Consider the following 13147-nt stretch of genomic DNA (forward strand, 5'->3'; position numbering starts at 1 on the left):
GGCGCACCCGCCCTGCCATGAGGGGGCAGACCTGCCTTCCGGCCGACCGCCAGGATGGGAAAACAGCGCAGTGAGTGCACCGACGAAGCACAGGCCGGGCCACGCATGACGGCGGAACTGCAGGCCCCCGCGCGTTCACTCGGCTCCTGGACCGTCGGCGTCGTCGGGATCGCCGGCCTCATCGCCATCATCGCCGGGGTCTACGCCTCGCCGGAGGCACTGGTGGTGGTGGGGATCGTGATCGCCGTGGCGGTGGGCATCGGTTGGCCGCACTTCCTCCGCATCCCCGCCAAGAAGACCCTCGCCGCCGTCATCGCCCTGCCTGGTGCGGGCGCCGCGGTCGCCGCCGGGCTGGTGCCGGCCCCCGGATACCTGGACTGGACGCCGGGCTTCGTGGCCCTGGGAATGATGGCGGTGTTCGTGGTGCAGCTCATCCGCGGAACAGGGCAGGCGCAACGGCTGGAATCCACCCTGGGGTGCTGCGCCGGTGTCCTGCTGTCCTGCCTGGGGGCAGGCTGGATTGCCGGCTCCCGCTTCAACGGTGTCCGCGAGATGCTCCTGGTGGCGGCGATCAGCGCGGCAGTGGCCCTGCTGGCCGGGCTCATCCGCTGGCCGGACAGCATTGTTGCCCCGCTCGGAGTGGTGCTCGCCGGCCTGGCCGGTCCGTTGGCAGGGCTGGTCCTGTCGGACATCGCCGTCCTGCCGGCAGCCATCTTCGGAGTGGTTGTGGGTGCGGTGCTGGCGAGCTTCCGGCGGCTGGCCACCCTCCGCGGCGCTCCGCTGAACATCCTCGCCGCCCTGGGCATGGGACTGGCCCCGGTCTCGGCTGTTGGATCCCTGGCGTACTTCATAGACAAACTACTCATCTACTAACGGGTTAGGATGGCACCATGTCCGTACTTGCTTTTGAAATCTTCTTCCTTGTCCTGCTCGGCATCGCGAGCCTGTCCATGGCCTGGTTCGCCGGCTTCGTGGTCTACCGCCTCTTCAAGGGCCAGCAGTAGCCACCCCTTTCACGGGACCGGCCGTAGCTGGAGGTAATACCAATGCCCATTGAGATTCCTACAGACCTGACCCCCGAGCTCGTCCCCCTCTCCTGGCTCATTGGTGAGTGGGAGGGCCGGGGGCGGCTGGGCAGCGGCGACGAAGATTCCGAGCACTTCCTGCAGCACGTCTCCTTCACCCACAACGGCCTGCCGTACCTGCAGTACCGTGCCGAAAGCTGGTTGACCGACGACGACGGCACGCGCCTGCGTCCGCTCACCGTCGAGACGGGCTTCTGGGCGCTGGAGCGCAAGCAGCTCGACGCCGACGGCGGCCCCGGGCTGGTGCCGGCAGACATCGTCCCGGTGCTGAAGAGCGCCGACGAGGTCGAAGCGCTGCGCAACAAGGACGGCGGCTTCGACATCTCCGTGTCCATTTCGCACCCCGGCGGAATCTCGGAGCTGTACTACGGCCAGATCAAAGGGCCGCAGATCCAGCTGACTACTGACATGGTGATGCGCGGAAGCCACTCCAAGGACTACAGTGCAGCCACCCGGATCTTCGGACTGGTGGACGGCAACCTGTTGTGGCGCTGGGACGTTGCCACCGGGGGTGACGCAGGAAAAGGGCTGGAGGCACACGCCTCCGCGTTCCTGCACCGGGTCTCATGACCAGTTAGGATCCTCCGGATCCAAAAGAGGGGAGCGGCACCGTGCAAGAGAGCACCGTCGAAGCAGCAGGATCGCCGGCTGATTACAGCGACCTGAAAGCTGTCTTCTTCAACGGCACGCTGAAGAAGACGCCCCAGACGTCCAATACGGACGGGCTGATCCGCATCAGCCGCCGGATCATGGAAAAACACGGCGTCAGCACCACCGTGATCCGTACGGTGGACCACGACGTCGCCAGCGGTGTCTACCCAGACATGACCCAGCACGGCTGGGCCACCGACGAGTGGCCGCAGCTGTACCCGGCGGTCAAGGAAGCCGACATCGTGGTGGTGGCCGGGCCCATCTGGCTGGGGGACAACTCGTCCCAGACCAAGAAGCTGATCGAACGCCTCTACGCCCACTCCGGTGAACTCAACAGCAAAGGCCAATGGGCGTTCTATCCCAAGGTCGGCGGCTGCCTGATTACCGGAAACGAGGACGGGATCAAGCATTGCGCCATGAACGTCCTCTACAGCCTGCAGCACATCGGCTTCAGCATTCCGCCCCAGGCCGACGCCGGGTGGATCGGGCCCGTTGGCCCTGGTCCGAGCTACCTCGATGAAGGCTCCGGTGGTCCGGAAACTGACTTCACCAACCGGAACACGACGTTCATGACCTGGAACCTCCTGCACCTGGCCCGGACCCTCAAGGACGCGGGCGGCTATCCCGCCTACGGAAACCTGCCCGGCGAATGGGCTGCCGGGACAAGGTTCGATTTCGAAAATCCGGAATACCGCTGACCTCCAAGGACTTCTACTTCATATGACTACGCCAAGCCCTCTGTTGTCGCGCCCCGGTGCCGTCGAGGCCACCGGCCCCGACGCCGGAGTCGCCGCCCACTATGGCGAGCCGCTGCGCGAGCAGCGCGCCCTTGCCGCCGGAACTGCCGTCGTCGACCTTTCCCACCGCGGCGTGGTCACCGTTACCGGGCCGGACAGGCTCAGCTGGCTCAACACCCTGTCGTCCCAGCAGGTGGCAGCCCTGAAGCCGGGGGAGTCCAGCGAACTGCTGCTCCTCAGCGTCCAGGGCCGGATCGACTTTGATGCCCGGGTGGTCGATGACGGGGAAACCACCTGGCTGATCGTCGAGGCAGCAGAGGCCGCCCCGCTGGCCGAGTACCTCAACCGCATGAAGTTCATGCTGCGGGTGGAGATCGCCGACGCCTCCGCGGACTGGGCCGTGGTGGGCAGCACGCGGACCGTACCGGACTGGGCCGGGCACCTCGCGTGGCAGGACCCGTGGCCGCACGTTTCCGCGGGCGGATACTCCTACGCCACCGTTTCCGAGGAGAACCACCCCGGCCTTGAACGTCCCTGGTTCGAGTACCTCATCCCCGCCGCAGGGCTCGAGGACGCCGTTGCCGGCCGGCCCTTGGCCGGCGTGCACGCCGCCGAGGCCCTCCGGGTGGCCGCCTGGCGCCCCCGGATCGGCGCCGAAACGGATGACAAGACCATCCCCCATGAACTGGACCTGCTGCGCACCGCCGTGCACCTGGCCAAGGGCTGCTACAAGGGCCAGGAAACCATCGCCCGCGTCCACAACCTCGGGCACCCGCCGCGCCGGCTGGTGTTCCTCCAGTTGGACGGATCGCAACACACCCTGCCCGCTGCCGGCAGCCCCGTCATGGCCGGGGAGCGGAAAGTGGGGACCGTGACCTCGGTGGCGCAGCACTACGAGATGGGCCCCGTGGCGCTGGCGGTCATAAAACGTTCCGTGGCCCCGGATGACATACTGACGGTCCTGGACGGCGATGAGCCGTATCCGGCCGCCCAGGAACTCATCGTCGCTCCTGACGCCGGCCAGGTTGTGGGACGCCAGACCGGATTCCTGAGGGGGCCACGCTGATGACCGAGAACACCACGCCCGTCCACGCCGGGGCAGAGGCAGCAGAAGGGCACGACGACGACGCGCTGGCTTTGGCGCAGACCCTCTTCCAGGCTGCCCGTGAAGGGAACGCTGCGCTGCTTGGCCCCTACCTTGAGGCCGGCCTGCCCGCCACCATGACGAACGCTGCCGGCGACTCCCTGCTGATGCTCGCCGCGTATCATGGCCACGCCGAAACCGTGGAGCTGCTGCTGCAGCACGGCGCCGACGCCGACACCGCCAACGACCGGGGCCAGACCCCCCTCGCCGGAGCGGCATTCAAGGGCTACACGGACGTGGCCCGGGTCCTGCTGGGCGCCGGAGCGGATCCGGACGCGGGTGCGCCGTCGGCCCGGGCCGCCGCGCAAATGTTTGCCCGCACGGAGATCCTGGACCTGCTGGGCTGATCTTCCCGGGTTTCCGCCCGGACACCAAAACTAAACTCCAGAAGGATGACCGAGTGGAAAACGTAGAAAAGCCGTGGCCGGCGCTGTGGTCCCTGGTGATCGGGTTCTTCATGATCCTGATCGACAGCACCATCGTCTCCGTGGCGAATCCCCGGATCATGGAGGGACTGCACGCCGACATCAACTCGGTGATCTGGGTGACCAGTGCCTACCTGCTGGCCTACGCCGTCCCGCTGCTCATCACGGGCCGCCTCGGTGACAGGTTCGGCCCCAGGCGGCTGTACCTGCTGGGCCTGGTGGTGTTCACCCTGGCCTCGCTCTGGTGCGGCCTGGCCCAAAACGTGGAAACCCTTATCGCCGCCCGCGTAGTGCAGGGGCTCGGAGCAGCAGTCATGACGCCCCAGACCATGGCTGTCATCACCCGCATCTTTCCCCCTGACCGCCGCGGTTCCGCCATGGCCATCTGGGGTGCCACGGCCGGCATGGCAACCCTGGTGGGGCCCATCCTGGGCGGTGTCCTGGTAGATGGCCTGGGCTGGGAGTGGATCTTCTTCATCAACGTGCCCATCGGCGTCGTGGGCTTCATCCTGGCGATGCGCAACGTCCCGGCACTGAGCACCCACCCGCACCGGTTCGATATCCCCGGTGTCCTGCTGAGCGCCGTCGGGCTCTTCCTGCTGGTCTTCGGCATCCAGGAAGGCGAGACGTACAACTGGGGCACCATCACCGGACCCATCAGCGTCTGGGGACTCATTATTGCCGGCCTTATAGTCCTGGCCGCCTTCGTGGCGTGGCAGCGCTTCAACAAGGGCGAACCGCTCCTGCCGCTGGGCCTTTTCCGGGACCGGAACTTTTCCCTGGCCAATCTTGGCATCACCATGGTGGGGTTCACCGTCACGTCCTTCAGCCTGCCGCTGATCTTCTACTACCAGTTGGTCCGCGGCCTGACGCCCACCCAGTCGGCACTCCTGATGGTGCCCATGGCGCTGATCTCGGGCGGTATGGCACCGGTGGTGGGCAAGATCGTGGACCGGGTCAACCCGAAATACCTGGCCGCCGGCGGCCTGACGTTGATGGCTGTCGCCCTGGTCTGGAACGGCCTGCTGATGCAGCCGGACACACCCATCCTGCTGTTCCTGCTTCCCAGCGCAGTCCTGGGCTTTGCCAATGCCGGCATCTGGGCGCCGTTGAGCACCACCGCCACCCGCAACCTGCCGCCGCGCCAGGCCGGCGCAGGCTCCGGCGTGTACAACACCACCCGGCAGTTCGGAGCGGTGCTGGGCAGTGCGGCCATCGCCGTCCTTATCCAGTCGCGGCTCGCCGCCGAACTCCCGTCAGGCGGGCCGGCGGCATCAGCCGGTGAGGGGATGGCCATGGGCGGTACCCTGCCCGGGTTCCTGCAAGCGGGGTTCTCGACGGCGATGGCCCAGTCGATCCTGCTGCCCGCCGCCGTGGTGCTCGCGGGTGCGGCTGTGGCCCTGTTCTTCGCCAAGCCCAAGCCGGTCCAGGACTGGGGCGCCGCGGGCAGCCAGGCGTCAGCGAAGGTGGACGCTGGTCTGGATTCCGCCGGCTGACAGGCCCAGCTTCCTGGCAAGTGCGAGGCAGCCGGTGTTGCTGACGTCGGCCCGCCACTGCAGGGTCAGCCCGGCGGCCAGGGCCTCGTGGGCGGCGATGGAACCCGCCAGCGCGCCCAAGCCGCGGCGGCGCCAGCCCGGGTCCACCAGGACTCCCATGTTGGCCAGCAGGCCCTCCCACTCGCCGTAGGCCCCGCAGGCCAGGGGCACGCGCCTGCCGTCCAGTTCATGGACGATGGTGTAGCGGTTCTCGAGGTCGGACAGGCCCACTTCATTCACGTCATCCGGCGGGCACCTGCCCTCCAGTTCGATCGCTTCCGGGTTTCCATGCGACACCGTCAGTTCCTCCGAGGGCTGCTGGAGCGGCAGGTCGTCGGCAAAAAACAGGGCCGCGGCGCCCAGCCCGTGGCCACCCTGGTCGCTGGTCAGTTTCAGGAGGGTGACGTGCTGGGCCATTTCCTCGTCGGGGATTTCCGCCGCGGCGTCGATGACGCTCCGTGGTCCCACCAAAGCCGAGCTTCCGAACAGCCGCACAAATTCGACAGTCCGGGCCGATTCGTCGGCCCGGACAATCCGTTCCCCGGACGCCAGCGCGTCACCGAATGCGTCGTCTTCAAGGCCCAGCCGGCGCGCCCACGCCAACTGGATGATGGCCGCTGAGCCGGGATCGAGTGTCATGGTCCCAGCCTAGGGCGGCCCAGTGACTTAGCCGAACAGGACCGCGGCCTCGTCGTAGCGGTTTTGCGGGACGGTCTTGAGCTGGCCCAGGGCCTCCTCGAAGGCGACATGCTGGATGTCGGTACCCTTCAGCGCCACCATGGTGCCCCAGTAGCCTTCCACCACGGAGTCGATGGCGGCCATGCCCAGCCGGGTAGCCAGGACCCGGTCGAAGGCTGAGGGGACGCCGCCGCGCTGGATGTGCCCCAGGATGGTGGCGCGGGTTTCGATGCCGGTGCGGGCCTCGAGTTCGGGCGCAAGCTGGTCGGCGATGCCGCCCAGGCGCGGACGGCCGAAGGTGTCCAGGCCGCGCTCGGAGTGCGGGCTCTCCATGTGTTCGGGAACGAAGCCTTCGGCCACCACCACGAGGGGCGCGCGGCCGCGGGCGTGGGCTTCATTGACCCATTCGGTGATCTGCTCGATGCTGACCTTTTGCTCCGGGATGAGGATGGCGTGCGCGCCCGCAGCCATGCCGGCGTGCAGGGCGATCCAGCCCACGTGGCGGCCCATGACCTCGGCGATCATGCAGCGGTGGTGGGATTCACCCGTGGTTCGGAGCCGGTCGATGGCCTCGGTGGCGATCTGGACGGCCGTGTCGAAACCGAAGGTGTAGTCGGTGGCGTCGAGGTCGTTGTCAACGGTCTTGGGGACACCGACGATCTTCAGTCCGGCGTCGGTCAGGCGCTTGGCAGCTGCCAGCGTTCCCTCACCGCCGATGGCGATGATGGCATCGATGCCCAGCCGGTCCATGTGGGCTTTGATGGCCTCAGGGCCGCCGCCGTTTTCGAACGGGTTGGTGCGGGAGGTGCCCAGGATGGTTCCGCCCTGCTTGGCGATGCCGCGGACCATGGTGCGGGGGATGTCGATGATGTCGCCCTCCACCACGCCCCGCCAGCCATCCCGGAATCCGACGAATTCCTGGCCATGGACGGCGATGCCCTTAAGTACCGCGCCGCGGATCACGGCATTCAATCCGGGGCAGTCGCCACCGCTGGTGAGGATTCCAATTTTCATGTTCGGCTCAAATCCTGGGAAGAAGGTTTACAGGCAGAGCGCCACGCTGAGCTCACCTAGAAGTGTAGTGGGGTGTGTGGGGTACGACACAAACCGGTTACATTGGGCCCGGCCGCCGGGGACACGGCAAGGCCCCGGCCCCGGAGGATGATTCCCCAGGGCCGGGGCCTGAAAGTGCGGCGGTCAAGGACGGTTGAGCGACCGCCGGTCCAGGAAGGTCTGCAGCAGGATTTCATTGCGCTGGTCCGGGATGATGATCCAGGCCAGGAGGTAGAAGACCACTGCAGGTCCGGGGAGCAGGCACAACAGGAGGAAAGCGATGCGGACGTAGGCCACGTCGACGTTGAGCTGCGCCGCGATTCCTCCGAGTACTCCACCAACCCAGCGCTGCGGTCCGCGCTTCAGGCCGAAGCCCCTGACAATGCTGAAGAACTTATCCATGGTTCAAGACTTCCCTGTAGTTGGTTGGTTGTCACGTTTCCGGGCTGAGAGCAGGCCGCCCACCACCAGGGCCACTCCGGCGCCGATCATGAGGCCGATCAGGACGTAGGTGCCATTGAGGGCGACGATCCCCAGTTGGGCCACGATGATCAGCGCGGCCAGCGCCAGGACGATCAGTCCCCACACCACCGTTCCCACCCTTGCCGGTGCCGGTCCGGCCGTGTCGTGGCCCGCCGTCGTCGGAATGTTGCTGTTGTCCATGTCAGTTGCCTTCCTGGATCGTGACGTTGCTGAAGGTGCCGTCGATCTGGACCACCAGGTGGTTGCCGGGCCGGTCGGTGTTGTAGCTGCTTTGGCGGGTGGTGGTGCCTCCGCGCTGGCCTCCGCCCTCATTCAGGTTGCCCATGGTCATGTCCGCCTTGATGTCCACCGGCACGTTCTGCGGAATCACCACGGTGACGTTGCTTGCGGTGATGTCCAGGGGAACCACGACGTCGGACGTCAGGGGGGCCGTTGGGGACAGGCCCGTGAGGTCCACGGTTCCTCGTCCGGCCGTGATGTCGATCCCGCCGCGTGCTTCCTCGATGCTGGCGGGGTTCCAGTCCACCTGCTGGAACCGCATCCGGCCATCGTCCAGGGTGTTGTAGATACCCCCGGTGATGAGTGCAACCACGGCGAAGAGGCTCAGGATGCCGGAGGTCCGGCCGCGGAAGCCCGCCACCAGGATGCCCAGGCCCAGGACCGCTGCCGCGCTGGCCCACACGATGGCGTTGGCGGAGCCGCCCAGGCTGATGACGTTCGCGGCGTCGAGGGCCTTCAGTCCACCGCCCACCACCAGGGCGGAACCCGTTGCGATGGCCACACCGGGGGCGCCTGGACCGGACGGCCGGGGCTTGGGCGGCCGCGGCGGAACCCACGGGGTGGGGTAGCTGCCGCCACCGGGGGCACCGCTGCCGGGACCGCCGGGAGACGTGCCCCCAACGCCGCCGGAGCCGGGAACAGGCGGCACACTTCCGGCCGGGCTGTAGCCGCCCTGGCCGTAAGGGCCCCCTGTCGCGCTGCCGGTATCCGCCGCGCCTGCGGAGCTGGTGCCATACGGCGGCGCTGCAGCCGCGGTTGGTCCGGACGCGGTGCCGGCGGAGAACGTCGCGGTGTGGGCGGTGCCGGAACTCCCCATCGGATAGGTCCCGCCTGGCGCGGCCGTCCCGTGGCCGGCCACGGTGGGGTGGGCCTTGTTGCGCTGGGAGAGGTAGTAGATCAGGTAGATGGCGCCGCCCACCCAGAAGAGGGTCCACAGCAGTCCGCTGAGGCCGTTGTGGCTCCAGCCCCAGAAGCCTCCGCCCAGCCCGGTGAGGCCCAGGATGGTGGCGATAAGGGAGCCTGTCATGCCGCTGGACCAGCGGCCGGCGCCGGCTTCCTGGACATGGATCCTGCCGTCAGGTTCCGGGAGGAGGGCCCAGGCCAGGCCGTACAGCAGGACGCCGATGCCGGCCAGGAGGGTCAGGACAATGAAGGCGCCCCGGATGATGATGGGGTCAACGCCCAGCCTGTGCGCAATACCGCTGCAGACGCCGCCGACCCACCGGTCGTTGCCCCGGTGGATGCCGTTGCTGCGGATCCAGCCAAAGAAGTCGGTGGACGGAGCGGGTGCCGGGCTGCCCTGGTACGCATAGTTGGGCGAGGGGTCAGCCTGCGGGGCACTGGCGGGGTCGGGAGGCGTTGGGCCGGGGGATGGCAGCGGCTCGGTAGGCTGCCCACTGTCCGTGCCGGGCTGCTCCTTGGGAAGGGGCTCGGCAGGGTGTTCGTCGTCGGGGGAGGGGGTCTGCGAGTTCATACCTCGATCCTCCCGTCCATGTCCGGCAGCGCTCTACTGGGGGAAACCCTGAACCGTCCCTGAGCTGTCCCCGGGAAGCGGCCGAATACGGTCCGGGCAACCCTGATCCATGTTTGGATTGACCCATGACAACCCTTCCGGTGCGGCCGCCCCTGGCACGGAGCAGCGACCGTGTCATCGCCGGGGTGTGCTCCGGCCTGGCGGCGCACCTGGGGTGGCCGGTGCGGAACGTCCGCCTGGGCATGGTCCTGGCGTCCTTCGCAGGCGGCGCCGGCCTGGTCTTCTACGCATGGCTCTGGATCATGGTGCCCACTGCGGACGAGGCCGCCCGCCGCAATGCCCGCCGCCCGGCGTCGCCCATTGCCCCGGCGGTGAGCCAGCCCGCCCAGGGGGCCGCTGCCGACGCCGGATCCCCTGCGGGTGCCCCGGGTCCCGTTCCGGACGGCGAGGGCGGCCCGCAGGGCGCCCCCTGGTTCCGGGCGCGCGGAATGCGGTACGGCAAGGAAATCCTGCTGGGCTGCGGACTGCTGCTCGTCGCCGGCATCATGATCGCCCAGCTGCTGGGTGTGGACGTGTCCCTGGGAACGCTGATCCCGGCTGCCGCGGTCCTGGGCGGCGCTTCGATCGCATGGATGCAGCTGGATGAGACCCGGCGCGCAGGGCTGGTGGACAAGACCAAGGCGGACCAGGCCGGCGGCTGGGGCCGCCTCGCTGCAGGCCTTGCGCTGGTGGTGGCCGGGGTCCTGGTGATGGTGTCCGGCTCGGGCTCGTGGGAGCAAACGTGGCTCGCGCTGCTTGCCTCGGTGGCCGTCCTGGGCGGGGTGGTGCTGGTCCTGCTGCCGTGGGCGCTGAAGTTTTGGCGTGACCTTGAAGCCGAACGCGCCGGCCGGATCCGGGAGACGGAACGTGCCGAGATCGCCGCCCACCTCCACGACTCCGTGCTGCAGACCCTCGCCTTGATCCAGCGGCGCGCGGGCAACGAGCACGACGTCGTCCGCCTGGCCCGTGCCCAGGAACGCGAGCTGCGCGGCTGGCTTTTCCAGGACCCCGGCCGCGAAAGCGGGCAGCTTTCAGACCGGATCAAGGCCGTGGCCGGCGAGGTTGAGGACCTGCTCGGCAACGCCGTCGAGGTGGTCACCGTTGGTGACGCCCCCATGACCGAAGCGTACGACGCCTTGGTCCAGGCCAGCCGGGAAGCCATGCTCAATGCCTCACGCCATGGTGGCGGGACGGTCTCGGTCTACCTTGAGGCATCGGATGGGCTGGCCGAGATCTTCATCAAGGACAGGGGCCCGGGCTTTGAGCTGGGGGACGTGCCGGCGGACCGGCTCGGCATCCGGGAATCGATCATCGGCAGGATGAAACGGCACGGCGGCTCGGCTGCCATCCTCAGTACCGGCGACGGCACAGAGGTCCGGCTGCGGCTGCCGGCTGCAGCAGAACACGCGGAAGGAAAAGCATGAACATGACCCAGGGAGCCGGTGGCGGAAATGCCCGGCTCGCCAACTCCGCACGGGTGGTCATCGTGGACGACCATGCCATCTTCCGGTCCGGCCTTAAAGCGGACCTCGACCCCAGCATCCAGGTGGTGGGTGAGGCTGCCACCGTGGAGCAGGCCATCGCCGTGATTGCCCAGCAGCGGCCCGACGTCGTCCTTTTGGATGTCCACCTCCCCGGCGGACTGGGCGGCGGCGGCCGGGAAGTCATCGCCGGCTCCGCCGCGCTCCTGGCCAGCACCCGGTTCCTGGCCCTGAGTGTGTCCGACGCCGCGGAGGATGTGGTCGCAGTGATACGCGCCGGCGCCCGCGGCTATGTCACCAAGACCATCTCCGGCGCCGAGATCACCGACGCCGTATTCCGGGTTGCCGGCGGCGATGCGGTCTTCTCGCCCCGGCTTGCCGGTTTTGTCCTGGACGCCTTCGGCACTGCCCCCGCGGACATTGCCGACGACGAACTCGACAAGCTCTCAGCCCGTGAGCTTGAGGTCATGCGGCTCATCGCCAGGGGCTACAGCTACAAAGAGGTGGCCAAGGAGCTCTTCATCAGCATCAAGACCGTGGAAACCCATGTCTCGGCGGTGCTGCGGAAGCTCCAGCTCTCCAGCCGCCACGAACTGACCAAGTGGGCCGCGGAGCGCCGCCTCCTCTAAACGCCCCGTCACCTCCTGCCCGTAAATCGGCAACGCCCCATCACCTTTCGGGCCTTAAACCAGAACGCCCCATCACTTGGTGATGGGGCGTTCTGGTTTTTCCTGCGAAAGGTGATGGGGCGTTACTGGGCCTTGCCGAGGAAGTCCTGCAGGCGCTGCACGCCCGTGGCGAGGTCATCGTCGCCCAGGGCGTAGGAAAGGCGCAGGAAGCCGGACGGGCCAAACGCCTCACCCGGAACCACTGCCACCTCAACCTCGTCCAGGATCAGCGCAGCCAGCTCGGCGGACGTCTGCGGCGTGGCGGTGCCGGACGCGGTGGGGAACTCCTTGCCCAGCAGCGCACGGACGTCCGCGTACACGTAGAAGGCGCCCTTCGGCGTCGGGCATTCCACGCCGTCAATGGCATTAAGCCCCGCAACGATGGCCTTCCGGCGGCGGTCGAAGGCCACCTTCATCTCGTCGACGGCAGTCAGGGGACCGGACACGGCGGCGAGGGCTGCAATCTGCATGATGTTGGACACATTGGACGTAGCATGCGACTGCAGGTTCGTGGCCGCCTTGATGACGTCCGCGGGTCCGATCATCCAGCCCACGCGCCAGCCGGTCATGGCGTAGGTCTTGGCAACACCGTTGAGGATGACCACCTTGTCGCCGAGCTCGGGGGCCGCGGTGGCGATGGACGTGAAGGGCACGCCGTCGTAGGTCAGGTGCTCGTAGATTTCGTCCGTAACCACCCAGAGGCCCTTGGCCGCGGCCCACTTGCCGATCTCCGCCACCTGCTCGGGGGAGTACACGGCGCCCGTGGGGTTCGACGGCGAGACGAACAGCAGGATCTTGGTCCGGTCCGACACGGCTGCCTCGAGCTGGTCTACCGTCACCAGGTAGTCCTGTTCGGGCCCGGCAAAAACCTCCACGGGGACGCCGCCGGCCAGCCGGATGGCTTCGGGGTAGGTGGTCCAGAACGGGGAGGGCACGATGACCTCGTCGCCCGGGTCCACGAGCGTGGCGAAGGTGTTGTAGACAGCCTGCTTGCCACCGTTGGTGACCAGCACCTGGGAAGGATCCACGGTGTAGCCCGAGTCGCGCAGGGTCTTCTCCGCGATGGCCTTCTTCAGCTCGGGCAGCCCGCCTGCAGGGGAGTAGCGGTGGAACCTGGGCTGGGACGCCGCCTCAATGGCCGCCTGGACAATGTAGTCCGGGGTCGGGAAGTCGGGCTCGCCCGCACCGAAGCCAATAACCGGCCGGCCAGCTGCCTTCAGCGCCTTGGCCTTGGCATCGACCGCCAGGGTTGCGGATTCGGCAATTGCGGAAATGCGTTGGGAAACGCGGGCGGAAGGCATTGGCAGGTCCGTTCTTCGCTTGCAGCCCGGGGGCTGGAATGTGGGATTCGACGAGTTCTACTCTATGCTGTTCACCGGACCCTCCGGGGTGCCGGTTTTGATTTATGACTGCCC

Annotated in this window: 14 protein-coding genes; 8 read left to right on the forward strand and 6 right to left on the reverse strand. The window is 67.7% G+C overall.

The features are described from left to right. The first annotated feature begins 105 nt into the window (after window positions 1–105). The 6 genes from AC1DIP_RS01795 (at window position 106) to AC1DIP_RS01820 (ending at window position 5538) form a co-directional block, all read left to right on the forward strand. Window positions 106–873: a permease gene (locus AC1DIP_RS01795; protein ID WP_476211789.1), complete on the forward strand. Its 768-nt coding sequence runs from the start codon at window positions 106–108 to the stop codon at window positions 871–873. Between the two features lie 173 nt (window positions 874–1046). Continuing rightward, on the forward strand, window positions 1047–1655 hold the full coding sequence (locus AC1DIP_RS01800) for a heme-binding beta-barrel domain-containing protein (RefSeq protein WP_476206455.1): 609 nt from the start codon (window positions 1047–1049) through the stop codon (window positions 1653–1655). Window positions 1656–1696: 41 nt separating this feature from the next. After that, window positions 1697–2434 (forward strand): flavodoxin family protein, encoded by a 738-nt coding sequence (locus AC1DIP_RS01805; protein WP_477732636.1) that lies wholly within the window; start codon window positions 1697–1699, stop codon window positions 2432–2434. 22 nt (window positions 2435–2456) lie between these two features. Next, window positions 2457–3539 (forward strand): CAF17-like 4Fe-4S cluster assembly/insertion protein YgfZ, encoded by a 1083-nt coding sequence (gene ygfZ / locus AC1DIP_RS01810; protein ID WP_476206452.1) that lies wholly within the window; start codon window positions 2457–2459, stop codon window positions 3537–3539. Then, entirely contained in the window at window positions 3539–3964 is a 426-nt protein-coding gene (locus tag AC1DIP_RS01815) for an ankyrin repeat domain-containing protein (protein ID WP_477732637.1), read from the forward strand. The genes ygfZ and AC1DIP_RS01815 overlap by 1 nt, the downstream gene beginning before the upstream one ends. 53 nt (window positions 3965–4017) lie before the next feature. Further along, entirely contained in the window at window positions 4018–5538 is a 1521-nt protein-coding gene (locus AC1DIP_RS01820) for a DHA2 family efflux MFS transporter permease subunit (RefSeq protein WP_477732638.1), read from the forward strand. Here AC1DIP_RS01820 and AC1DIP_RS01825 read toward each other — a convergent pair. The 5 genes from AC1DIP_RS01825 to AC1DIP_RS01845 form a co-directional block, all read right to left on the reverse strand. Next, the gene (locus AC1DIP_RS01825) at window positions 5500–6216 is read right to left on the reverse strand and encodes a GNAT family N-acetyltransferase (protein ID WP_477732639.1); all 717 of its coding nucleotides are present in this window, start codon (window positions 6214–6216) and stop codon (window positions 5500–5502) included. The genes AC1DIP_RS01820 and AC1DIP_RS01825 overlap by 39 nt on opposite strands. Before the next feature lie 27 nt (window positions 6217–6243). Beyond that, complete coding sequence (locus tag AC1DIP_RS01830; RefSeq protein WP_159631345.1) at window positions 6244–7269, reverse strand: ATP-dependent 6-phosphofructokinase; 1026 nt, start codon at window positions 7267–7269, stop codon at window positions 6244–6246. Between the two features lie 183 nt (window positions 7270–7452). Continuing rightward, a complete protein-coding gene (locus AC1DIP_RS01835; protein WP_141159747.1) occupies window positions 7453–7710 on the reverse strand; it encodes a PspC domain-containing protein in 258 nt (85 codons plus the stop codon). A gap of 3 nt (window positions 7711–7713) precedes the next feature. Further along, window positions 7714–7971, reverse strand: coding sequence for a hypothetical protein (locus tag AC1DIP_RS01840; RefSeq protein ID WP_141159748.1), 258 nt, complete (start codon window positions 7969–7971; stop codon window positions 7714–7716). 1 nt (window position 7972) lies between these two features. Beyond that, window positions 7973–9544 (reverse strand): PspC domain-containing protein, encoded by a 1572-nt coding sequence (locus AC1DIP_RS01845; protein WP_477732640.1) that lies wholly within the window; start codon window positions 9542–9544, stop codon window positions 7973–7975. Window positions 9545–9669: 125 nt separating this feature from the next. Between AC1DIP_RS01845 and AC1DIP_RS01850 the strand changes: the two genes are divergently transcribed. Both AC1DIP_RS01850 and AC1DIP_RS01855 read left to right on the forward strand, forming a co-directional pair. Continuing rightward, window positions 9670–11007, forward strand: a complete 1338-nt coding sequence (locus AC1DIP_RS01850; RefSeq protein WP_477732641.1) for an ATP-binding protein — start codon at window positions 9670–9672, stop codon at window positions 11005–11007. Next, on the forward strand, window positions 11004–11693 hold the full coding sequence (locus AC1DIP_RS01855; RefSeq protein ID WP_477732642.1) for a LuxR C-terminal-related transcriptional regulator: 690 nt from the start codon (window positions 11004–11006) through the stop codon (window positions 11691–11693). The genes AC1DIP_RS01850 and AC1DIP_RS01855 overlap by 4 nt, the downstream gene beginning before the upstream one ends. 122 nt (window positions 11694–11815) lie before the next feature. Here AC1DIP_RS01855 and AC1DIP_RS01860 read toward each other — a convergent pair whose 3' ends face one another. Continuing rightward, window positions 11816–13033, reverse strand: coding sequence for a pyridoxal phosphate-dependent aminotransferase (locus tag AC1DIP_RS01860; RefSeq protein WP_477732643.1), 1218 nt, complete (start codon window positions 13031–13033; stop codon window positions 11816–11818). Between the last annotated feature and the right edge of the window lie 114 nt (window positions 13034–13147).

It is taken from the genome of Pseudarthrobacter sp. 05T312 (assembly GCF_056396685.1).